Here is a 22,128-nt window from a genome sequence, read left to right on the forward strand (position 1 = left end):
CCTACGGTGGCGTCATGTCGGAGATCACGTGTGTCCGGGGTGACGCCACCGTTCCGTGTCGGGACGCGGTCAGCGGGGCGGGCGGCCGGTGACCGGGCGGCCCGATGTCCTGGTACTGGGCGGAGCAGGCGTGGACACGATCATCCAGGTCCCCGAACTGCCCCTGCCGTACGCCGACAGCTACATGATCGACTCCGGGATCCGCACCAGGGCCGGGCAGACCGGCGACTTCGTCGCCCTCGGCCTGGCCGCTCTCGGCCTGGACGTCCACCACCTCGACCTGCTCGGCGACGACCCCGAGGGAGACCTCGTCCGCGCCCTGCACCGCGAGCACGGCATCGCCCTCACCGCGCCGGCGCAGCCCCTCGGCACCAAGCGGGCGGTGAACCTGGTCGGCCCGGACGGGCGCCGCCTGTCGCTGTACGACACCAGCCGCACCCGTGCCGGCGACCGCTTCCCCGAGGCCACCGTGCGCGCCCTGGCCGCCGCAGCCCGGCATGTGCACGTGACCATCACCCAGCCGTGCGCCGAGACCCTGCCGCTGCTGCGCGAGGCGGGCGTGCCGCTCTCCACCGACCTGCACGACTGGGACGGCGAGAACCCGTACCACGAGCCCTTCGCGTACGCGGCCGACGTCGTCTTCCTGTCAGCCGCCGCCCTGGCCCACCCCGAGCGGACCATGCGGCGCGTCGCCGAGCGCGGCCGGGCCGGGACCGTCGTCGCCACCGCCGGTGCGCGGGGTGCCTGTCTGCTGGCCGGCGGCGAACTGACCCGGATTCCGGCGACGGCCCCGCCCGCGCCGGTGGTCGACTCCAACGGCGCGGGCGACGCCTTCGCCGCCGCGTTCCTCTTCGGCCGGCTCAGCGGCGAGCCGCCCGAGGTGTGCGCCCGCTACGGCGCGATCGCGGGCGCCCACGCGTGCACCGTCCCGGCCTCCCGCACGGAGGCGATAGACCGGGACGAGCTGCTCGAACGGGCGGCCGAGCCGAGCCGGCAGGACTCCGCCGGGCGACCGTGAGGCGCCGGGCCAGGTCCTGTCTGACAATGCGCGTCGTCGCCCGCAGGGCGGCCGCGCGGCGTCAGGTGCGTGGTCTCGGTGTGCCGGCCCCAGGCGCTCGTACTGGACGTACTCGGGTCTGGGGCCGGTGCGGCGAGAGTGCGTGCATGGCGTCGCGCGGCAGACGCGCATTGTCAGACAGGGCCTAGAACGCCGATGAAGATCTTGCTCTGGTCGCCCGACTCGCCCCGGATTGCGGGTAAACGTTAATCGTCACCAAGTAGGGCAAGCCGGGCGCATTTTCAAGATCTTCAGGACACTTCTAGTGCCCGTGGACGTCGTTCGTGGCCTCGATCTTCTTCCACGACTTCGGCCGCGCCGGCACCTCTGCCGACTTCACCAGCGACCGGGCAGCGGCCGCGGCAGGCTTCGACGGCTGGAAGAGCCAGGTGTCGAACAGCCCGGACAGCCGCTTGCCGGACACCCGTTCGGCGTACCTCTGGAAGTCGGCCACCGAGGCGTTGCCGTACGCGTGCTCCTTCGGCCAGCCCTTCAGGATCGCGAAGAAGGCGCGGTCACCGATCTCGTTGCGCAGCGCCTGGAGGGCGGCGGCGCCCCGGTCGTAGACCGCGGCGTCGAACTGGTGGTCGGGGCCCGGGTCACCGGGCGCGACCTTCCAGAACGCGTCGTCGGCCGGATGCGAGGCGTACACGTAGTCGGCCAGTTCCTGGGCGGTGCCCTCGCCCTCGTGCTCGGACCACAGCCACTGCGCGTAGCGCGCGAAGCCCTCGTTGATCCAGATGTCCTTCCAGCCCTTCAGCGACACGTCGTCGCCGTACCACTGGTGGGCCAGCTCGTGCACGACCACCGAGGTGTTGGAGCCGCTCGCGAACTGCTTCGGGCTGTAGTAGACCCTGGTCTGGGTCTCCAGCGCGTACCCGGTCGTGGTGTTCGGCACGTACCCGCCGGCCGAGCCGAACGGATACGGCCCGAAGTAGCCGCTCAGCCAGTCCACCAGCTCCCCGGTCCGCTCCACGCTGGCCCGCGCGGCACCGTCGTTGCCGCCCAGGTCCTTGCTGTAGGCGTTGACGACGGGCACACCACCGTCGGAGGTGCCGGTGGTGATGTCGAACCGGCCGAGGGCGAGCGTGGTCAGATAGGTCGCCTGCGGCTTGTCCTGCCGCCAGTTGTAACGGGTCCAGCCGAGCTTGGAGCTCGTGGACTGCAGGGTGCCGTTGGAGATGGCCTGGGTGCCGTCCGGGACGGCCACCGACACGTCGTAGGTGGCCTTGTCACTCGGATGGTCGTTGCTCGGGTACCACCACCAGGCGGCCTCGGGCTCGTCGGCCGCGACGGCGCCGTCCGGTGTCCGGTGCCACGTGGTGAAGCCGTAGGCGCTCTTCGTCGACGGCACCCCGCTGTAGCGGACCACCACCGTGATCGGCGTGTCCTTGGCGATCGGCTGCTTCGGGGTGACGACCAGTTCGTGCTGGCCCGAGGAGGCGAACGCCGCCTTGGCGCCGTTGACCCGCACCTCGCCCACGTCCAGCAGGAAGTCCAGGTCGAAACTGGACAGGTCCTGCGTGGTCCTCGCCAGGATGGTCGCCGTGCCCTGCAACTCGTCCGTCTTCGGCTGGTACTGCAGCCTCAGGTCGTAGTGCGACACGTCGTAGCCGCCGTTGCCGTAGTACGGGTAGTAGGGGTCGCCGATCCCCGGTGCGCCGGGGGACCAGTTCGCGGCCGATGCCGGGATCGCCAGCAGGAGGGAGGCCGCGGCCAGTGCGCCCGGCGCGATGATTCTGCGGTGCACGTCAGCTCCAAGTCGTCGGGACAGGACGTCTGTTCGGAGCCTATTCAGTCCCCGTGATCCCTGACCTGTCCATGACCCCTCCTGTCACACGATCGCCATTCAGCCGTCACGAGCGCCCTCGCGTCACCCAGCTGCCCTCTTTTGCACGGGAGTTGACCGGAGTACCGTCCGCGCATGCCGACACGCACGCGCTTCACGATCTGGAGAACGCTCGCGACAGCGGTCGTCGCCATTCTGACGGCGCTCTTCCTCACCCCGGCCGCCGCACACGCCGCGCCCCCGCGCGAGAGCCGGCCCGTCTACTCCTACGCCGACGCCGTCCGCGAGTCCGTGTGGGTGGACACGGGCCTCGACGGTGACGGCGACGGGAGGTCCGACCGGGTCGCCGCCGACATCGTCCGGCCCGCCGAACCGGCCCGGCAGGGCCGCAAGGTGCCGGTCATCATGGACGCCAGCCCGTACTACTCCTGCTGCGGGCGCGGCAACGAGAGCCAGCGGAAGACATACGACGCGAGCGGCCATGTCGTGCAGATGCCGCTGTTCTACGACAACTACTTCGTGCCGCGCGGCTACGCCTTCGTCGGTGTCGACCTCACGGGCACCAACCGCTCCGACGGCTGCGTCGACGTCGGCGGCCGCTCGGAGATCCGGTCCGCGAAGGCCGTCGTCGACTGGCTGAACGGCCGGGCCAGGGCGTACACCGCCCGCACCGGCGGCACACCGGTCACGGCCGGCTGGACCAACGGCCGCACCGGCATGATCGGCAAGAGCTGGGACGGCACGATCGCCAACGGCGTCGCCGCCACCGGGGTCAGGGGCCTGAGGACCATCGTCCCGATCAGCGCCATCTCCTCCTGGTACGACTACTACTTCGCGCAGGGTGCCCCGCTCTACGACGGCGGCCCCGACGAGCTCGCCGGCTACGTCGAGAGCGACGGTGCGCGGGCCCACTGCGCGGCCGTACGCAAGAGGCTCGCCGACGGCAGCCCGCGCAGCGGTGACTGGACCCCGCTGTGGACCGAACGGGACTACGTCAAGGACGCGGCCAAGGTGCGCGCCAGCGTGTTCGTCGTGCACGGCATGCAGGACCTCAACGTCCGTACCAAGAACTTCGGCCAGTGGTGGGACGCCCTCGCCCGACACGGGGTCGCACGGAAGATCTGGCTGTCCCAGACCGGGCACGTCGACCCCTTCGACTACCGGCGCGGCGCCTGGGTCGACACCCTGCACCGCTGGTTCGACCACGAACTGCTCGGCTACGACAACGGCATCGACCGCGAGCCGACGGCCGACATCGAACGACACCCCGACCACTGGGTGACCTCCGCCGCCTGGCCGCCGCACGGCACCCGCGCCACCGTCCTGCACCCCGCCTCCGGCACCAGGGCCGGCGTCGGCACGCTCGGCCTGCGACCGGCAGGCGGCACCGAGACCCTCACCGACGACCCCAAGCTCGGCGAGACCGACTGGGCCGCCCGTCTGACCACGTCCACACCCGAGAAGGCCGGCTTCCTCACGGCACCGCTCACCCGCGACCTGCGCCTGTCCGGCTCCTCCAGGGTGACGGTCACCGCCACCCCGAGCACGGCCTCGGCCCACCTGACCGCCGTCCTGGTGGACGTCGGCCCCGACACCATCCGCGACTACGCCGACGGCGGCGAGGGCATCACCACGCTCACCGGCCGCACCTGCTGGGGCGAGAGCACGGCCGGGGACAGCGCCTGCTTCAAGGAGACCGGTGCCAGGACGGCCGCCGTCGACCACACGGTGTTCAGCCGCGGCTGGGGCGACCTCGGCCACTACGCCTCCCTGCACGAGGGCGTCCCGCTCACGCCCGGCAAGGCGTACACGATGACGCTCGACCTCGCGGCCACCGACCACGTCGTACCCAGGGGACACCGCCTGGCCCTGATCGTCGCCGGCACGGACAAGGACCTCATCGACCCGCCGTCCACCCGCCCGACGCTCAGGCTGTCCCTGGCCGGTACGGGCGCACGGCTGCCCCTGGTCGGCGGCGCGGCGGCCTTCGCCCGAGCCACCTCCGGCAGCACCTCCACGCTGCCCGCACCCTCAGTCCTCGACGGCCTCCGCGCCCTCCACATCCCCGGCCGCCTTCCGGCGGCCTGACACGGCCGACGCGGCGGGCGCGGCCGACGCGGCGGGCGCGGAGCCGGCGGGCCCGCGAAGGGCGGGGCAGAGTCGGCCCGGGCCCGCGTAAGGCTGATGTGTGCCGGCGTGGGCCCGCGAGGGCGCCTGTGGCTGTGGGAGGGGCTGACGCGGGGCCTGCCGGGAGTCGTGTGGGCTCGGGCGGGGGCCGGTGTGGGCGGCTGTCGGATCAGGCGGCCGGGGATGTCAGAGCGGCCGCCTCGCGGGCGCAGCCTCAGGCGAGGGTGATCCCGGCCCCGCGAGGGATCGCCTGTGGTTCCGGGAGGGGCTGACGCGGGGCCTGCCGGGAGTCGTGTGGGCTCGGGCGGGGGCCGGTGTGGGCGGCTGTCGGATCAGGCGGCCGGGGTCGTCAGAGCGGCCGCCTCCCGGGCGCAGCCCCAGGCCACCGTGACCCCGGCACCGCCGTGGCCGTAGTTGTGCACGATCACCCGCCCGTCCGGCAGGGTTTCGCGCTCCAGCCGCACCGCGTCGCGGGCCGGGCGCAGCCCCACCCGGTGGCCGAGCACCCGCGCACCGGCGATCTCCGGCCGGACCGCCGCGCAGCGGGCGACGATCGCCGCGGCGGTGTCCGGGTCCGGCTCCAGGGACCAGTCGTCCTCCTCCGCCGTGCCGCCGAGGAGGAGCCCGCCCGGCTGCGGGATGAAGTAGGTGGAGGTCGCGGAGGAGTGGTCGGCGGAGGTGTACCAGGTGCCGACGCCCGGGTTCGCCACGACGACCAGCTGCCCGCGCACCGGACGCACAGCGGGGTCCGGCACCAGCGAACGGGCCCCGAGCCCGGTGCAGTTGACCACCACGGGGGCAGGCACCGCGGCCAGGTCGGTCACCTCCCGCTCCCGTACCGCCCCGCCCGCCTTCGCCAGCCGCTCCCGCAGCCACCCCAGATGCACCGGCATGTCGATCACGGGCAGCCGGGCGGCGAGCCCGCCGGCCACCTCCCGCAACCCCGGCACCCGGCCCGCCCACTCGCCCAGCTCGTCCAGGCGGACCCCCCGGTGGACACCGTCGAGCAGGCGTACGCCCGTCTCCCGCGGGCGTGCGGCGAGTGCCTCGTACACCGCGAGCGACTCCAGCGCCCAGGCACCGACCAGCGGCTCCGGTTCGATGCGGTACGGCCACCACAGGCCTCCGGCGACCGCCGAGGTCGTACGCCCGGCGGACTCCCGTGCCCACACCTCCACCCGCCGCCCGGACTCCGCCAGCATCACGGCCGTCGTCAGCCCGGCGATCCCGCCGCCGACCACGATCACTTCGTCACTCGGCTCCGTGTCCACGCGAGGACGATAGGCCCTTCCAGGCCGATCAGGACATGCCGTGTTCCGGCCGATCAGGACATCCCTTGTTCCGGCTGATCAGGACATCCCGTGCTCCGGCTGATCAGGACATCTCGTGCTCCGGCCGGTCACGACATACCGCGCCCGGCCGGGGAGGACCCGACCGCGCCGCGCCCGCGGAGGACCCGGCCGGGACCCGGCCGATCACGTCACCGGGCGCGTCCGCCGCGCGGATCAGCGGCCGACTAGGATCGCGTTCTGATGACTGCCACCCTCGTCGCCAAGAACCTCGCCGCCGGGCACGGCGACCGCTCCCTCTTCTCGGGGCTCGACCTCGTCGTCGCCCCCGGTGACGTGATCGGTCTGGTCGGTGCCAACGGCGCGGGCAAATCCACCCTGCTGCGCCTGCTCGCCGGACTCACCGCACCCGAGCTGGGCGAGCTGCGGCTGTCGCCGCCGACCGCGACCGTCGGGCACCTGCCGCAGGAGCCCGAGCGCCGGCCGGGGGAGAGCGTCCGGGCGTTCCTGGCCCGCCGCACCGGTGTCGCCGAGGCGCAGCACGTGCTGGACGAGGCCACGCAGGCGCTGGTCGACGGGGCGCCCGGCGCCGACGACGCCTACGCGGTCGCCCTGGAACGCTGGCTCGGACTGGGCGGCGCCGACCTGGAGGAGCGCGCGGAGGAGGTCGCCGACTCGCTCGGCCTCGCCGTGGACCTCGACCAGCCGATGACCTCGCTGTCCGGCGGCCAGGCGGCCCGCGCCGGCCTCGCCTCCCTGCTGCTCTCCCGGTACGACGTCTTCCTGCTCGACGAGCCCACCAACGACCTGGACCTGGACGGCCTGGAACGCCTGGAACGCTTCGTCACCGGCCTGCGCGCGGGCACCGTCGTCGTCAGCCACGACCGCGAGTTCCTCACCCGCACCGTCACCAAGGTCCTCGAACTCGACCTCGCCCAGCAGCAGATCAACCTCTACGGCGGCGGCTACGAGGCCTACCTGGAGGAACGCGAGGTGGCCCGCCGGCACGCCCGCGACGACTACGACGAGTACGCCGACAGGAAGGCCGCCCTGCAGGACCGCGCCCAGATGCAGCGCACCTGGATGGACAAGGGCGTGAAGAACGCCCGGCGCAAGGGCGGCAACGACAACGACAAGATCGGCCGCAAGTTCCGCAGCGAGGCCAGCGAGAAGCAGGCGGCCAAGGCCCGGCAGACCCAGCGCATGATCGAGCGCCTGGACGTGGTCGAGGAACCCCGCAAGGAGTGGGAGCTGCGCATGGAGATCGCTGCGGCCCCGCGTTCGGGCGCCGTGGTCGCGACCCTGCGGGAGGCCGAGGTCCACCGCGGCGCGTTCACCTTCGGCCCGGTGTCGCTGCAGATCGACTGGGCGGACCGGGTCGCGGTCACCGGGGCCAACGGCGCCGGCAAGTCGACGCTGCTCGGTGCGCTGCTCGGCCGCGTTCCGCTCGACTCCGGGCACGCCGCGCTCGGCTCGGGCGTCCTGATCGGCGAGGTCGACCAGGCCCGGGGGTTCTTCCACGGCCCCGAGGCCCTCTTCGACGCGTTCCGGGCGGCCGTCCCCGACACCGAACCCGTCGAGATCCGCACCCTGCTCGCCAAGTTCGGCCTGAAATCGGACCACGTACTGCGCCCGGCCGCGACCCTCTCCCCGGGAGAGCGCACCCGCGCCGCCCTCGCACTGCTCCAGGGCCGGGGTGTGAACCTCCTCGTCCTGGACGAGCCGACGAACCACCTCGACCTGCCGGCCATCGAGCAGCTGGAGTCCGCCCTCGACGCCTACGAGGGCACGCTGCTCCTGGTCACCCATGACCGGCGCATGCTGGACGCGGTCCGGGTGACCCGGCGCCTGGAGGTGGCCGACGGCAAGGTCACCGAGCGCTAGGGCGCCAGGTGCGGTGGACCCGGCGCGCCGGAACGCACGCGCCCGCGGATCAATGGTGCGCGAGCAGCGTCTCGGCGGCTGTACGGGCATGGCGGGCCGGGGCCGGGTCGCCGGTGACGGCCGCGGTCACGATGGCTCCCTCGGCGAGCAGGCAGACCGGTTCGGCCACCGGTGTCCCGGCCGCGTGGACCCAGTCGGCGACCTTTGAGAACGACCGTTCCGGACCGTAGTCGACAACAGTGGAGAACGTACGTTCTCGATGTGAGGAGGCCGCCGTGCCCGAAGAGCGCCCGCCCTTCCCGCCGTTCACGCGGGAGACGGCAGTGCGGAAGGTCCAGGCCGCCGAGGACGCGTGGAACACCCGCGATCCCCGGCGGGTGGCCCTGGCCTACACGCCGGACTCGGTCTGGCGCAACCGCGACACCTTCGTCCGCGGACGCGAGGAGATCGTCGCCTTCCTGACGCGGAAGTGGGAGCGCGAACTGGACTACGCGCTGCGCAAGAGCCTGTGGTCGTTCCACGACGACCGGATCGCCGTCCGCTTCCAGTACGAGTGCCGTGACGCGGAAGGCCGTTGGTGGCGCAGTTACGGCAACGAGCTGTGGGAGTTCGACGAGCGCGGCCTCATGACACGCCGCGAGGCGAGCATCAACGACGTCGCCATCACCGAGGCCGACCGTCGCATCCACGGCCCGCGCCCCGCGAACGAACACGGCCTCGACATCCCGCTGCGCTGACCCAGACCGGCGGTGCGACGCCGACGCCGGTGGACCCGGTGCTGCGAAGCGACCGCCGCGAACGAACACGGCCTCGCCGACCCGCTGCGGTGACGCGGAGGAACACGGCCGCGCCGGTCAGCTCCGAGAACGGACCGGCGGCGCGGCGTCGCCGGTGGACCCGGGGCTGGGAAGCGGCCGCCACGGTGGATGCGGTGTCACGGCGCGGGCCACCGACGCGCCCCCGCCGCAGGCGTCTCGCGCTCACCGGCCCTGCTCGCCGCCTTTCCGGCACGGACGGGCGGAAGGCGGCGAGACACGAAGACGGCGAGGGGGCCGGGCGCCCGGCGGCTCCGGCCCCGTGCCGTCAGCGCTTCTTCGGGTCCAGCAGGCCCGCGCGCCGCAGCGCGTCGGCCATCGCGCTGTTCGCCGGGGCCGGCGCCTGCCGTCCGCCCCGCTCGCCGCCCCCGCGGCCCTGCCGCTGACCCTGAGCGGCCTGCCGCTGCCCCTGGCCGCCCTGGCCGTTCTGCCGCTGCCCCTGGTTCCCCTGCCGCTGCTGGGGCGGCCGGGCGCCGCCGCGCTGCTGCCGGCCGCCGCCCTGCCCCTGCGGGGCGGCCTCGTCGTCCAGGCGCAGGGTCAGCGCGATCCGCTTGCGCGGGATGTCCACGTCGACGACCTTCACCTTGACGATGTCGCCCGGCTTGGCGACGTCCCGTGGGTCCTTGACGAACGTCTTCGACATCGCCGAGACGTGCACCAGACCGTCCTGGTGGACGCCGATGTCCACGAACGCGCCGAAGGCCGCCACGTTCGTGACCACACCTTCCAGGATCATCCCGGCGGACAGGTCGGAGATCTTCTCCACGCCCTCCTTGAAGGTGGCCGTCCGGAAGGCGGGACGCGGGTCGCGGCCCGGCTTCTCCAACTCCTTGAGGATGTCGGTGACGGTCGGCAGCCCGAAGGTGTCGTCGACGAAGTCGGCCGGGCGCAGCGAGCGCAGCACCCCGGTGTTGCCGACCAGGGAGGACACCTCCTGCCCCGTGGTCTTCACCATCTGGCGGACCACCGGGTAGGCCTCCGGGTGCACGCTGGAGGCGTCCAGCGGGTCCGCGCCGCCGCGGATGCGCAGGAAGCCCGCGCACTGCTCGTACGCCTTCGGGCCGAGCCGGGCGACCTTCTTCAGCTCCGAGCGGGAGGTGAACGGCCCGTTCGCGTCCCGGTGCGCGACGATGTTCTCGGCGAGGCCCGCGGAGATGCCGGACACCCGCGACAGCAGCGGCACGGACGCGGTGTTGACGTCCACGCCGACGCCGTTCACACAGTCCTCGACGACCGCGTCGAGCGAACGGGACAGCTTCACCTCGGACAGGTCGTGCTGGTACTGGCCGACACCGATCGACTTCGGGTCGATCTTCACCAGCTCGGCCAGCGGGTCCTGCAGCCGCCGGGCGATGGAGACCGCGCCGCGCAGTGAGACGTCCATGCCGGGCAGCTCCTGCGAGGCGTACTGCGAGGCCGAGTACACCGACGCGCCGGCCTCGGACACCATCACCTTGGTGAGCTTCAGCTCCGGGTGCCTGTCGATGAGTTCTCCGGCGAGCTTGTCGGTCTCGCGGGACGCCGTGCCGTTGCCGATGGCGATCAGGTCGACGGCGTGCTGCTCGGCGAGCCGCGCCAGCCTGGCGATCGACTCGTCCCACTTGTTGGCCGGGACGTGGGGGTGGATCACGTCCGTGGCGACGACCTTGCCGGTGGCGTCCACGACGGCGACCTTCACACCCGTGCGGAAGCCGGGGTCCAGGCCCAGCGTGGCGCGCGTGCCGGCCGGCGCGGCCAGCAGGAGGTCGCGCAGGTTCGCCGCGAAGACGTTCACCGCCTCGTCCTCGGCGGCCGTCCGCAGCCGCAGCCTGAGGTCGATGCCCAGATGGACGAGGATGCGGGTGCGCCAGGCCCAGCGGACCGTGTCCGTCAGCCATTTGTCCCCGGGGCGGCCCCGGTCGGCGATCCCGAAACGGCGGGCGACGATTCCCTCGTACGAGGACACCGGCGACGGGGAGTCGGACGGCTCCTCCGGCTCCAGGACGAGGTCCAGGACCTCCTCCTTCTCACCGCGCAGCATCGCCAGGATCCGGTGCGAGGGCAGTTCGGTGAAGGGCTCGGCGAAGTCGAAGTAGTCGGCGAACTTGGCGCCCGCCTCCTCCTTGCCCTCGCGCACCTTGGCGGCCAGCCGCCCGCGCACCCACATGCGCTCGCGCAACTCGCCGATCAGGTCGGCGTCCTCCGAGAACCGCTCGGTCAGGATCGCCCGCGCGCCGTCCAGCGCGGCCTGCGGGTCGGCGACGCCCTTGTCCGCGTCCACGAACGCGGCGGCGGCCGCCAGCGGTTCGACGGAAGGGTCGCCCAGCAGGCCGTCCGCGAGCGGCTCCAGGCCCGCTTCGCGCGCGATCTGCGCCTTGGTGCGCCGCTTGGGCTTGTAGGGGAGGTAGACGTCCTCCAGCCGCGCCTTGGTCTCGGCACCCCGGATCCGCGCCTCGAGTTCTCCGGTGAGCTTGCCCTGCTCACGGACCGACTCCAGGATCGCCGAGCGCCGCTCCTCCAGCTCCCGCAGATAGCGCAGCCGCTCCTCGAGCGTGCGCAGCTGCGCATCGTCGAGCATCTCGGTCGCTTCCTTGCGGTAGCGGGCGATGAAGGGCACCGTCGAACCGCCGTCGAGGAGCTCGACCGCGGCCTTCACCTGCCGCTCCCGTACGCCGAGTTCCTCGGCGATCCTGCCTTCGATGGATCCTGCTTCGATGGACCCGGGTGTCGTCACGATCCCGTACCGCCTTCTCCACTGAGGTTGCGCGGCAATTGTGGCAGGTGGCGCCGACAATCGGGGATCAGGGCGGCACGCGGCGGGCCGCCGGGCCGGAACTTCGGGCCCGGCCTCCGCGGGCGGAGGACGAGGCTCCGCCGAACAGCCGGCCGACCGCCCGGAAGGGCGCCGTGACCAGCGTGGCGATGGCCCCGCCGATCTGCCGCAGTACGTCGGCGACGGCGCGGAACACCCGTTCCCCTCCCTCCCGCCTGATCCCGGTGACCGGACGCGAACCGGGCACCTCCGCGCGGCGCGCCGGAACCCGCCGTGGCGGAAAGGGCGGGGAACCCGACGTGGGGGAATCGGCGGGGAACCCGTCGCGGGGAAAAGGCGGCGAACCCCGTCATGGCCGAAAAGGCGGGGAATCCGTCGTGGGGGAAAGGGCGGCGAACCCGTCGTGGCGGAAAGGCGGCGACCCCGTCGTCGCGGCCACGGCCGCACCGCCGCGGGCCGGGGCCCCGGGTGTCCGCGCCGCCGGGGATCGCCGTGGTCGGGGTGTGCGGACCGGCCGCGTCGGCCATGGGGGAGTGGCCGCGGGCGCACGGCCCCGGTGCGCCATGCGTTCGTGCGCGCCGGGCGTCCCGCCGGCCGCACACCGGCGCGGGTTCCGCCCGGCACCCGCCGGCCGACCCACCGACCCGCCCGGGCGAGGAGCACCGCATGCAGATCGCCATCGTCCTCTACGACGGCTTCACCGCCCTCGACGCCGTCGGGCCCTACGAGACCCTGGGCCGCCTGCCGGACGCGCGGACGGTCTTCGTGGCCGAGCGGAGCGGACCGGTCCGCGCGGACACCGGCAGCCTCGCCCTCACCGCCGACCGGACCCTGGCCGACGCGCCGTCGCCGGACCTCGTCGTCGTGCCGGGCGGCCCCGGCCAGCAGGCCCTCATGGAACACGCCCCCCTGCTGGACTGGCTGCGCACCGTCGACGCCACCAGCACCTGGACCACCTCGGTGTGCACCGGATCGCTGCTGCTGGCCGCCGCCGGGCTGCTCACCGGCCGCCGCGCCACCTCGCACTGGCTCGCCCTGGACCACCTGCGGCGGTACGGTGCGCTTCCGACCGGCGAGCGGGTCGTGTTCGACGGCAAGTACGTCACCGCGGCCGGCGTCTCCTCGGGCATCGACATGGGCCTCGCCCTGCTGGGCAGGATCGCCGGCGACGACCGCGCCCGGGCCGTCCAGCTCGCCACCGAGTACGATCCGCAGCCGCCCTACGACGCCGGCTCGCCGGCGAAGGCTCCCGCGCACCTGGTCGCGGAACTGCGCGGGCGCAGCCGCTTCACTCCGTCGTAGCCACGCTCCAGGTGAAGCGCGGCTGCCTGCGCTCCAGGAAGGCGGCGACCCCCTCCGCGGTGTCGCCGCCCGTGCGGGCCTGTTCCGCCCAGTGCCCGTCCCGGTCGCTGAGGCCGTTCGCGAACTCCTTCGCCGCGGCCTGGGTGAGCTGCGAGCGGGACGCCAGGACCCGGGTCAGCTCGGCGACCCGCTTGTCCAGTCCGCCCTCGGGCAGCACCTCGTCCACGAGCCCGGTGCGCAGTGCCCGCCCGGCGTCGATCAACTCGGCGGTGAACAGCAGGTACTTGGCGGCGGACGGTCCCACCAGCGACACCAGCCGCCGGGTCGAGGACGCGGGGTAGACGATGCCGAGCCGGGCCGGGGTCACCCCGAACAGCGCGCCCTCCTCGGCCAGCCGCAGGTCGCAGGCCGCCGCGAGCTGCGCCCCGCCGCCCACGCAGTGCCCGCGCACCGCGGCGAGGGTCGGCTTCGGGAACCCGGCCAGCGCCTCCTCGGCCGCCACCGCGAGCCCCTGTGCCTCCTGCGGGGACCCCTGGAGCGTGCTGATGTCCGCGCCCGCGCAGAACGTTCCGCCCTCCCCGGTCAGCACCAGTGCCCGGACGCCGGGGTCGCGCGCGAACCGGTCCAGCAGCGGCGGCAGCGCCCGCCACATCGCGGCCGTCATGGCGTTGCGCTTCGCCGGGTGGCGGATGACCACGGTGGCGACGGAGTCGGCGACCTGGTGCGACAGCTGGGGCTCCATGGGCCGGATCGTAGCGGCAGCCCCGGCCCGCCCCGGACCGGCCCCCGTCCGGGGGTTCGCAGCCGGCTCCACGGCACGCGGCGTACCGCGGCGGGCCGAACACGCACCAGCCGAACACGTACCAGCCGTACACGTACAAGCCGAAGAGTTCGCGAACCGGCGTACGGGAGACAGGAACAGTCCCACACATGACGATGTCATACGCAGTCGATCAGAAACCGTTCGATACCAGCTGACTTCTGTTCAGTCCGACGGAACGCAGCGGATCGTTACCAACACTCGATGTGTGGTGACAATCGAGCGCGAGGGCGGCGACCGGACGATGGAAGACCACGGGCGCGGGGACGGCCCGGGCCCAGCGGGGGGCCCCGAGCGGCCGCCCGGTCCACTGCCGTACGAAGGGGTCTGGAGGTTCACCGCGCCCGCCGTGGACGCCTCGGTTCCGCAGGCGAGACACGCGGTGCGCGACCTGCTGCTGCGTCAGGGCGTACCGGTCGGGGAAGACCTGGTCCAGGGCCTGCTGCTGATCGTCTCCGAACTGGTCACCAACGCGGTCCGGCACGCGGCGCTGCTGTCGCCGATGCTGGCCGTGGAGGTGGCCGTCGGAGCCGAATGGGTCCGGGTGTCCGTCGAGGACAACCACCCCTACCGCCCGACCGCCCTGGAGGCCGACCACGGCCAGACGGGCGGCCGGGGGCTGCTGCTGGTCCGCGAGGTGGCCCGGGAGGCGGGCGGGGCGATCGACGTGGAGCACACGGCGAGCGGCGGCAAGGTGATCTGGGCCGCCCTGCCGCTCAAGCCCGCCCTCCTCACGTAGGGACGCCCGGCGGCCTACCAGCCGGCCGACGGCCCCGTCAGCTCCCTGACAGCCGGTCGGGCCGCGTCCAGCACGGTCATGAACCAGGCCGAGAACGGGTCCCGGGCGTGCCGCTCCGCCAGCTCGGCCGCCGTGACGAAGGCGGTCGAGCCGACCTCCTCCGCGTCGGGCGCGAGCGGCGCCTGCACCAGGCCGACGAACAGGTGGTTGTACTCCTGCTCCACCAGACCGGAGGCCGGGTCCGGGTGGTTGTAGCGCACCGTGCCCGCCTCCGCCAGCAGCGACGGGGACACGCCCAGCTCCTCGTGGGTGCGCCGGGCCGCCGCCGCGAACGGCGCCTCACCCGGGTAGGGGTGGCCGCAGCAGGTGTTGGACCACACACCGGGGGAGTGGTACTTGCCGAGCGCCCGCTGCTGGAGCAGCAGCCGGCCCTGCTCGTCGAAGAGGAACACCGAGAACGCGCGATGCAGCTGTCCCGGCGGCTGGTGGGCGGCGAGCTTCTCCGCCGTTCCGGTCGTCACACCCTTCTCGTCGACCAGTTCCAGCAGAATCGCCTCTTCGGTGCCCTTCGACGAGCTGTGCGTCGCGGTGGCAGGTGTGATCGGCATACCCATCCTTCGCCTCGGTCTTCGCACCCCAAGTCTGCCGTACGAATCCGGCACTCCCGGCACTTCCCGGCACGTCCGCGCGCGGCGCGGCACCGGAACCGGACCCCGTGGATCATCGTGCCCGCGGCGCGCGGCCGGGAACCCCCCCGGAACCCCGAACGGCGGTGCGCAGCGTCAGTGGCACAGCCGTGCCTCGTGCTCGGCGTGCCCGCCCGGCTCCAGCTGGAAGGTGCAGTGCTCGACGTCGAAGTGGTGGCCGAGGCAGCCCTGCAGCTCGTGCAGCATCTTCTCGTGGCCGATGGCGTTCAGCACCTCGGAGGTGACCACGACGTGCGCGGAGACCACGGGCAGGCCCGAGGTGATCGTCCAGGCGTGCAGGTCGTGCACGTCCTCCACGCCGTCCAGCGCCAGGATGTGCGCCCGGACCTCCGCCATGTCGACGTCCCTGGGGGCCGCCTCCAGCAGCACCTCCAGCGTCTCGCGCAGCAGCTTCACGGTCCTCGGCACGATCATGAGGCCGATCACCAGCGAGGCGACGGGGTCGGCCGCCTGCCAGCCGGTGGTGAGGATCACGGCCGCCGAGATCAGCACCGCCACCGAGCCCAGCGCGTCGGCGGCCACCTCCAGGAAGGCGCCGCGCACGTTCAGGCTCTCCTTCTGCCCGCGCATCAGCAGGGTGAGCGAGATCGTGTTGGCGACCAGGCCGACCAGCCCGAACACGATCATCTGGCCGCCCCGGGTGTCAGCGGGCGTGACGAACCGCCCGATCGCCTCGAGCAGGACGTACCCGCCGACGCCGAGCAGCAGCAGACAATTGGCCAGCGCGGCGAGGATCTCGGCGCGGGCGTAGCCGAAGGTGCGGTTGGTGCTCGCCGGGCGGTTGGCGAAGTGGATCGCCAGCAGGGCCATGCCGAGGCCCACCGCGTCGGTCGCCATGTGGGCCGCGTCCGCGATCAGCGCGAGCGAGTCCGCGACCAGGCCGCCGACGATCTCGACCACCATGACCGTGAGCGTGATGCCCAGCGCGACGCGCAGCCGGCCCCGGTACGCGGCCGCGGCCGTACCCGTGGGCGGGGCGTGCGCGTGCCCGTGGTCGTGCCCTGCCCCCATGGCTACCGCCCTTCCGTGTGCCGTCAGGCAGCCAGTCAACTACGGGCGGGGAGTATCGGGCAACGCGGCACTGAACACCGTTGTCATGTACCCTGACCTGCGGAAACGTTCCGCAGGTCAGGACGGTGAGCGGGTCCCGCCGGCTGCGGAGCTGCGCGAGCGCCCGCGCCGGCCGGCTTCGCGCCCGCCGTGCCCCGCGCCCGCTGCCGCCGGTCGCCGTCGGGCGACCGGAACACGGCGGCGCCCCGTGCGTCCGGGGCGTCCGGTTGCGGCGGTGATCGGCCGCGGCACGGCCGTCCCCCCGGACCGGGTCCGTGGGGTGTCCCGGATGCCCGGGTCTGCCCCATGGGTTTGTGGGCCGGGCCCCGGATCACCGATGATGATCGCGGCAAAGGCCGGGGCAGCCCCCGTGGACCGGGCCGTGAACGGGCGGTGAACACGGGCTCCGCGCCATCCGATAGCCTCTGCCGACATGCCGCCCGGGTGCCGCAGGCAGGGGCGCCCCACCACGCACGAAGACCGGCGCCAGCGCGCCGGCACCCAGGGAGTGAGTTCGGTTGCCGACCGCCATCGTCACCGGTCTGCCGGTCCCCGGATCGTCGCTCGAGAACGATCTGCGGTCACTCGGCTTCGACGTGCGGGTGGCAGCGGGGGCCGCCGAGGCCGAGACCCTGCTGGCCGCCACCCCCGCCGCGGACCGCGTCGCCCTGGTCGACGCCCGCTTCGTCGGCCACCTGCACACCCTGCGCCTCGGCCTGGCCGACCCCCGCTTCCCGCTCGCCGCGGTCCCCGGCGCCGTCACCGCGCAGCCGGCCGCCCGGCAGGCGCTCACCCGGGCCCTGGCCCGCGAGACGTCGGCGAGCGGCGGCACGGCGCTGGCCGTGGACAGCCTCGCCGACCGCATCGCCACCGCGCTCGACACCGACGGCGGCACGGTGCACCGGCCCGAGCTGGGCAGCCTGGTCGCCGCCGTCCCCGCCGACCCGCAGGCCCGCAACGAGGCCCGGCAGTCCGTCGCCGCCGTCGACGAGGAGGCGGTCCGGCTGAAGTCGGCCGTGAAGTCCCGCGACGGGTTCTTCACCACGTTCTTCATCAGCCCCTACTCGCGCTACCTCGCCCGCTGGTGCGCCCGCCGGGGCCTGACCCCGAACCAGGTCACCACGGCCTCCCTGCTCACCGCCCTGATAGCGGCGGCCTGCGCGGCCACCGGCACCCGGGGCGGCTTCGTCGCGGCCGGCGTGCTGCTCATCGCCTCCTTCGTGCTCGACTGCACCGACGGCCAGCTCGCCCGCTACGCCCTGAAGTACTCCACGCTCGGCGCCTGGCTCGACGCCACCTTCGACCGGGCCAAGGAGTACGCCTACTACGCCGGCCTCGCCCTCGGCGCGGCCCGCGGCGGCGACGACGTATGGGCCCTGGCGCTCGCCGCGATGATCCTGCAGAGCTGCCGGCACGTGGTGGACTTCTCCTTCACCGAGGCCAACCACGACGCCACCGCCAACACCAGCCCCACCGCCGCCCTCTCCGACAAGCTCGACAGCGTCGGCTGGACGGTCTGGGTGCGCCGCATGATCGTGCTGCCGATCGGCGAGCGCTGGGCCATGATCGCCGTCCTCACCGCGGTGACGACCCCGCGCATCACGTTCTACGTGCTGCTCGTCGGCTGCGCCTTCGCCGCCACCTACACCACCGCGGGCCGGGTGCTGCGGTCGCTGACCCGCAAGGCCCGGCGCACCGACCGCGCGGCCCGGGCCCTGGCCGATCTCGCCGACTCGGGCCCGCTCGCCGAGGCCGTCGCACGCGTGGCCCGCAGGGGCCTGCCCGGCCTCGCCGTGCCCGCCGTGGCGCTGCTGGGCGGCGCCGCCGTCGTCGCCTGCTCGGCCCTGACCGGCTTCGGCGGTGTCCTGCCGGTCCTCGGCGCCCTCGTGTACGTCCTCACCTCGGCCCTGGCCGTCGCCCGCCCGCTCAAGGGCCCCCTCGACTGGCTGGTGCCCCCCGTCTTCCGGGCCGCGGAGTACGGCACCGTCCTCGCCCTGGCCGGCAAAGCCGGGGTGAACGGTGCTCTCCCTGCGGCTTTCGGCCTGGTGGCCGCCGTCGCCTACCATCACTACGACACGGTGTACCGCATCCGCGGCGACGCCGGCGCGCCGCCGGCCTGGCTGGTGCGCGCCACCGGAGGGCACGAGGGGCGGACGCTGCTGATCGCAGTCCTCGCCGCGGTGCTCACCGCTTCTCAGTTCAAGGTCGCGCTCACGGTCCTCGCCGTGGCCGTCGCCGCGCTGGTGCTCGTCGAGAGCATCCGCTTCTGGGTGTCCGCTGGGGCGCCCGCCGTACACGATGAAGGAGAAACCGCATGATCGGCCTCGTGCTGGCGGCCGGCGCCGGGCGGCGTCTGCGCCCCTACACCGACACCCTGCCCAAGGCTCTGGTGCCGGTCGGACCCGAGGGCGCGCAGGACTCGCTCACGGTTCTCGACCTGACGCTGGGCAACTTCGCCGAGGTGGGTCTGACCGAGGTCGCGGTCATCGTCGGTTACCGCAAGGAGGCCGTGTACGAGCGCCGGGCGGCCCTGGAGCAGAAGTACGGCCTGAAGATCACGCTGATCGACAACGACAAGGCCGAGGAGTGGAACAACGCCTACTCCCTGTGGTGCGGCCGTGACGCGCTGAAGGACGGCGTCATCCTCGCCAACGGCGACACCGTGCACCCGGTGTCGGTGGAGCAGACGCTGCTGGCCGCGCGGGGCGAGGGCAAGCGGATCATCCTCGCGCTGGACACCGTGAAGTCCCTGGCCGACGAGGAGATGAAGGTCGTCGTCGACCCGGAGAAGGGTGTCCAGAAGATCACCAAGCTGATGGACCCGGCCGAGGCGACGGGCGAGTACATCGGTGTCACGCTGATCGAGGGCGACGCGGCCGAGGAGCTGGCCGACGCGCTGCGGGCGACCTTCGAGCGGGACCCCCAGCTGTACTACGAGGACGGTTACCAGGAGCTGGTGAACCGCGGCTTCAAGGTCGACGTCGCGCCGATCGGCGACGTCACGTGGGTCGAGATCGACAACCACGACGACCTCGCGCGCGGCCGGGAGATCGCGTGCCAGTACTGACCCGGCTGATCCCCTCGCCGGTCGTCGTGGACATCCGCCCGGGTGCCCTCGACGACCTGGCGGGCGTGCTCGCCGACCAGCGGATCTCGCACTCGGGCCGGCTGGCCGTCGCCGTCAGCGGCGGCTCCGGTGCCAGGCTGCGCGAGCGCCTGGCGCCCACCCTGCCCGGTGCGACCTGGTACGAGGTGGGCGGCGGCACCCTCGACGACGCCGTCCGGCTGGCCGGCGAGATGAAGTCCGGCCGCTACGACGCGGTCGTGGGCCTCGGCGGCGGCAAGATCATCGACTGCGCCAAGTTCGCCGCGGCGCGGGTCGGGCTGCCCCTGGTCGCCGTGCCCACGAACCTGGCGCACGACGGCCTGTGCTCCCCGGTCGCCACCCTCGACAACGACGCGGGCCGCGGCTCCTACGGCGTGCCGAACCCGATCGCGGCCGTGATCGACCTGGACGTCATCCGCGAGGCCCCGGCCCGCTTCGTGCGTGCCGGCATCGGCGACGCGGTCTCCAACATCAACGCGATCGCGGACTGGGAGCTGGCGAACCGGGTCAACGGCGAGCAGATCGACGGCCTGGCCGCCGCCATGGCCCGGCAGGCCGGCGAGGCGGTGCTCAGGCACCCCGGCGGCATCGGGGACAACGACTTCCTCCAGGTGCTGGCGGAGGCGCTGGTCCTCACCGGTGTCGCTATGTCGATCTCCGGTGACTCCCGGCCCGCCTCGGGCTCCTGCCACGAGATCAACCACGCCTTCGACCTGCTCTTCCCCAAGCGTGCGGCGAGCCACGGCGAGCAGTGCGGACTCGGCGCGGCCTTCGCGATGTACCTGCGCGGAGCCCACGAGGACGCGGCGTTCATGGCCGAGGTGCTGCGCCGGCACGGACTGCCGGTGCTGCCGGAGGAGATCGGCTTCACCGTGGACGAGTTCGTCCGCGCGGTGGAGTTCGCTCCGGAGACCAGGCCCGGCCGCTACACGATCCTCGAGCACCTCGACCTCAAGCCGACCCAGATCAAGGACACCTACGCCGACTATGTCAAGGCCATCGGTAGCTGAACTCCGTCCGGTCGTGCACCCCGCCGGGGTGAAGGACCGGCGCAGCGGTGAGCACTGGGCGGGACGCCTCTACATGCGCGAGGTGTCCCTGCGTGTCGACCGCCACCTGGTCCACACCAGGGTCACGCCCAACCAGCTCACGTACCTGATGACCGTCTGCGGCGTGCTCGCGGCCCCGGCCCTCCTGGTGCCGGGGATCTGGGGCGCCGTACTCGGTGTGGTCGCCACCCAGCTGTACCTGCTGCTGGACTGCGTCGACGGCGAGATCGCCCGCTGGCGGAAGCAGTACTCGCTCGCCGGTGTCTACCTGGACCGCGTGGGCGCCTACCTGACCGACGCGGCCGTGCTGGTCGGCCTCGGCCTGCGCGCGGCCGACCTGTGGGGCAGCGGCCGTATCGACTGGCTGTGGGCCTTCCTCGGCACCCTCGCCGCGCTCGGCGCCATCCTGATCAAGGCCGAGACCGACCTCGTCGGCGTCGCCCGCCACCAGACCGGCAAGCCGCCGGTGCAGGAGGCGGCCGCCGAGCCGCGCTCCTCGGGCATGGCGCTGGCCCGCCGGGCCGCCGCCGCGCTGAAGTTCCACCGGCTCATCCTCGGCATCGAGGCCTCGCTGCTGATCCTGCTCCTCGCCGTCGCGGACCAGGTCCGCGGCGACCTGTTCTTCACCCGGCTCGGCACCGCCGTGCTGGCCGGCATCGCCCTGCTGCAGACCCTGCTGCACCTGGTGTCCATCCTCGCCTCCAGCAGGCTGCGATGAGCGCGGCCCTGCGCGTCGGCGCCGTCGTGATCACCATGGGCAACCGGCCCGACGAGCTGCGGGCCCTGCTCGACTCCGTCGCCCAGCAGGACGGCGACCGGGTCCAGGTCGTCGTCGTCGGCAACGGCTCGCCCGTCCCGGACGTCCCCGAGGGCGTGCGGACCGTGGAGCTGCCCGAGAACCTGGGCATCCCCGGCGGCCGCAACGTCGGCATAGAGGCCTTCGGCCCCGGTGGCCGCGATGTCGACATATTGCTCTTCCTCGACGACGACGGCCTGCTCGCCCGCCACGACACCGCCGAGCTGTGCCGCGAGGCCTTCGCGGCCGACCCGAAGCTCGGCATCGTCAGCTTCCGCATCGCCGACCCCGAGACCGGCGAGACCCAGCGCCGGCACGTGCCCCGGCTGCGCGCCTCCGACCCGATGCGCTCCTCCCGGGTCACCACCTTCCTCGGCGGCGCCAACGCCGTCCGCACCCGCGTCTTCGCCGAAGTCGGCGCACTGCCGGAGGCATTTTTCTACGCCCACGAGGAAACCGACCTGGCATGGCGGGCCCTCGACGCGGGCTGGATGATCGACTACCGGTCCGACATGGTGCTGTACCACCCCACCACCGCCCCTTCGCGGCACGCGGTCTACCACCGCATGGTCGCCCGCAACCGCGTGTGGCTGGCCCGCCGCAACCTCCCCGCCCTCCTCATCCCGGTCTACCTCGGCGTGTGGATGCTGCTCACCCTGCTCCGCCGCCCCTCCCGGCCGGCCCTGAGGGCCTGGTTCGGCGGCTTCAGGGAGGGCTGGACCACCGCGTGCGGCCCCCGCCGCCCGATGCGCTGGCGCACGGTGTGGCGGCTCACCCGGCTGGGCCGGCCTCCGGTGATCTGACAAGCTCGACCCAGGAGGCCGCAGCCGGCCGAACGACTCGTGA

Annotated in this window: 18 protein-coding genes; 11 read left to right on the forward strand and 7 right to left on the reverse strand. The window is 73.2% G+C overall.

Translation table 11 applies throughout. The annotated features are described in order from the left end of the window. Positions 1-88 precede the first annotated feature (88 nt). Entirely contained in the window at positions 89-1,018 is a 930-nt protein-coding gene (locus ABVB68_RS26935) for a PfkB family carbohydrate kinase (protein ID WP_353603732.1), read from the forward strand. Positions 1,019-1,319: 301 nt separating this feature from the next. Here ABVB68_RS26935 and ABVB68_RS26940 read toward each other — a convergent pair whose 3' ends face one another. Then, positions 1,320-2,807 carry a M1 family metallopeptidase gene (locus ABVB68_RS26940; protein WP_353603733.1) on the reverse strand — a complete coding sequence of 496 codons (1,488 nt, stop codon included), beginning with the start codon at positions 2,805-2,807 and terminating at the stop codon, positions 1,320-1,322. 174 nt (positions 2,808-2,981) lie between these two features. Here ABVB68_RS26940 and ABVB68_RS26945 point away from each other — a divergent pair, with 174 nt between their 5' ends. After that, positions 2,982-4,934, forward strand: a complete 1,953-nt coding sequence (locus ABVB68_RS26945) for a Xaa-Pro dipeptidyl-peptidase (protein WP_353603734.1) — start codon at positions 2,982-2,984, stop codon at positions 4,932-4,934. A gap of 371 nt (positions 4,935-5,305) precedes the next feature. Here ABVB68_RS26945 and ABVB68_RS26950 read toward each other — a convergent pair whose 3' ends face one another. Then, positions 5,306-6,220 (reverse strand): FAD-dependent oxidoreductase, encoded by a 915-nt coding sequence (locus ABVB68_RS26950; RefSeq protein WP_503006277.1) that lies wholly within the window; start codon positions 6,218-6,220, stop codon positions 5,306-5,308. Positions 6,221-6,505: 285 nt separating this feature from the next. On the opposite strand from ABVB68_RS26950, the gene ABVB68_RS26955 reads away from it, so the two are divergent. After that, on the forward strand, positions 6,506-8,146 hold the full coding sequence (locus tag ABVB68_RS26955; protein WP_353603736.1) for an ABC-F family ATP-binding cassette domain-containing protein: 1,641 nt from the start codon (positions 6,506-6,508) through the stop codon (positions 8,144-8,146). Positions 8,147-8,421: 275 nt separating this feature from the next. Further along, complete coding sequence (locus tag ABVB68_RS26960) at positions 8,422-8,883, forward strand: nuclear transport factor 2 family protein (RefSeq protein WP_353603737.1); 462 nt, start codon at positions 8,422-8,424, stop codon at positions 8,881-8,883. Positions 8,884-9,229: 346 nt separating this feature from the next. On the opposite strand, the gene ABVB68_RS26965 is transcribed toward ABVB68_RS26960, so the two are convergent. Together ABVB68_RS26965 and ABVB68_RS26970 are read right to left on the reverse strand one after the other, a co-directional pair. Further along, positions 9,230-11,674, reverse strand: coding sequence for a Tex family protein (locus ABVB68_RS26965; protein ID WP_353603738.1), 2,445 nt, complete (start codon positions 11,672-11,674; stop codon positions 9,230-9,232). Between the two features lie 67 nt (positions 11,675-11,741). Beyond that, complete coding sequence (locus ABVB68_RS26970; protein WP_353603739.1) at positions 11,742-11,909, reverse strand: LPFR motif small protein; 168 nt, start codon at positions 11,907-11,909, stop codon at positions 11,742-11,744. A gap of 470 nt (positions 11,910-12,379) precedes the next feature. On the opposite strand from ABVB68_RS26970, the gene ABVB68_RS26975 reads away from it, so the two are divergent. Continuing rightward, positions 12,380-13,015 (forward strand): DJ-1/PfpI family protein, encoded by a 636-nt coding sequence (locus tag ABVB68_RS26975; RefSeq protein ID WP_353603740.1) that lies wholly within the window; start codon positions 12,380-12,382, stop codon positions 13,013-13,015. Here the strand turns inward: ABVB68_RS26975 and ABVB68_RS26980 are convergent. Beyond that, positions 13,002-13,757, reverse strand: a complete 756-nt coding sequence (locus tag ABVB68_RS26980) for an enoyl-CoA hydratase/isomerase family protein (protein ID WP_353603741.1) — start codon at positions 13,755-13,757, stop codon at positions 13,002-13,004. The genes ABVB68_RS26975 and ABVB68_RS26980 overlap by 14 nt on opposite strands. A gap of 322 nt (positions 13,758-14,079) precedes the next feature. On the opposite strand from ABVB68_RS26980, the gene ABVB68_RS26985 reads away from it, so the two are divergent. Further along, a complete protein-coding gene (locus ABVB68_RS26985) occupies positions 14,080-14,574 on the forward strand; it encodes an ATP-binding protein (protein WP_353603761.1) in 495 nt (164 codons plus the stop codon). A gap of 14 nt (positions 14,575-14,588) precedes the next feature. On the opposite strand, the gene idi is transcribed toward ABVB68_RS26985, so the two are convergent. Beyond that, complete coding sequence (idi, locus tag ABVB68_RS26990) at positions 14,589-15,182, reverse strand: isopentenyl-diphosphate Delta-isomerase (RefSeq protein ID WP_353603742.1); 594 nt, start codon at positions 15,180-15,182, stop codon at positions 14,589-14,591. Positions 15,183-15,356: 174 nt separating this feature from the next. Then, positions 15,357-16,292 carry a cation diffusion facilitator family transporter gene (locus ABVB68_RS26995; RefSeq protein WP_353603743.1) on the reverse strand — a complete coding sequence of 312 codons (936 nt, stop codon included), beginning with the start codon at positions 16,290-16,292 and terminating at the stop codon, positions 15,357-15,359. Positions 16,293-16,849: 557 nt separating this feature from the next. Here ABVB68_RS26995 and ABVB68_RS27000 point away from each other — a divergent pair. Genes ABVB68_RS27000 through ABVB68_RS27020 form a run of 5 tightly spaced genes read left to right on the forward strand, consistent with a single transcriptional unit; the run spans position 16,850 to position 22,085 of the window. Beyond that, positions 16,850-18,649: a DUF5941 domain-containing protein gene (locus ABVB68_RS27000; RefSeq protein WP_353603744.1), complete on the forward strand. Its 1,800-nt coding sequence runs from the start codon at positions 16,850-16,852 to the stop codon at positions 18,647-18,649. Continuing rightward, positions 18,646-19,398 (forward strand): phosphocholine cytidylyltransferase family protein, encoded by a 753-nt coding sequence (locus ABVB68_RS27005; protein WP_353603745.1) that lies wholly within the window; start codon positions 18,646-18,648, stop codon positions 19,396-19,398. The genes ABVB68_RS27000 and ABVB68_RS27005 overlap by 4 nt, the downstream gene beginning before the upstream one ends. Next, on the forward strand, positions 19,386-20,447 hold the full coding sequence (locus ABVB68_RS27010; protein ID WP_353603746.1) for an iron-containing alcohol dehydrogenase family protein: 1,062 nt from the start codon (positions 19,386-19,388) through the stop codon (positions 20,445-20,447). Before ABVB68_RS27005 ends, ABVB68_RS27010 begins: the two co-directional genes overlap by 13 nt. Positions 20,448-20,460: 13 nt before the next feature. Further along, complete coding sequence (locus ABVB68_RS27015) at positions 20,461-21,204, forward strand: CDP-alcohol phosphatidyltransferase family protein (RefSeq protein ID WP_353603747.1); 744 nt, start codon at positions 20,461-20,463, stop codon at positions 21,202-21,204. Further along, complete coding sequence (locus ABVB68_RS27020) at positions 21,201-22,085, forward strand: glycosyltransferase family 2 protein (protein WP_353603748.1); 885 nt, start codon at positions 21,201-21,203, stop codon at positions 22,083-22,085. Before ABVB68_RS27015 ends, ABVB68_RS27020 begins: the two co-directional genes overlap by 4 nt. The last annotated feature ends 43 nt before the right edge of the window (positions 22,086-22,128 follow it).

Source organism: Streptomyces sp. NPDC096012, from assembly GCF_040426375.1.
GTDB lineage: Bacteria > Actinomycetota > Actinomycetes > Streptomycetales > Streptomycetaceae > Streptomyces.

What these genes read in the sequence shown, in the direction of transcription:
- ABVB68_RS26945 (WP_353603734.1), top strand. Translation starts at nt 2,982, where the DNA reads ATGCCGACACGCACGCGCTTCACGATCTGGAGAACGCTCGCGACAGCG.
- ABVB68_RS26955 (WP_353603736.1), top strand. Translation starts at nt 6,506, where the DNA reads ATGACTGCCACCCTCGTCGCCAAGAACCTCGCCGCCGGGCACGGCGAC.
- ABVB68_RS26975 (WP_353603740.1), top strand. Translation starts at nt 12,380, where the DNA reads ATGCAGATCGCCATCGTCCTCTACGACGGCTTCACCGCCCTCGACGCC.
- ABVB68_RS26980 (WP_353603741.1), bottom strand. Translation starts at nt 13,757, where the DNA reads ATGGAGCCCCAGCTGTCGCACCAGGTCGCCGACTCCGTCGCCACCGTG.
- ABVB68_RS26985 (WP_353603761.1), top strand. Translation starts at nt 14,080, where the DNA reads ATGGAAGACCACGGGCGCGGGGACGGCCCGGGCCCAGCGGGGGGCCCC.
- idi (WP_353603742.1), bottom strand. Translation starts at nt 15,182, where the DNA reads ATGCCGATCACACCTGCCACCGCGACGCACAGCTCGTCGAAGGGCACC.
- ABVB68_RS26995 (WP_353603743.1), bottom strand. Translation starts at nt 16,292, where the DNA reads ATGGGGGCAGGGCACGACCACGGGCACGCGCACGCCCCGCCCACGGGT.
- ABVB68_RS27005 (WP_353603745.1), top strand. Translation starts at nt 18,646, where the DNA reads ATGATCGGCCTCGTGCTGGCGGCCGGCGCCGGGCGGCGTCTGCGCCCC.
- ABVB68_RS27020 (WP_353603748.1), top strand. Translation starts at nt 21,201, where the DNA reads ATGAGCGCGGCCCTGCGCGTCGGCGCCGTCGTGATCACCATGGGCAAC.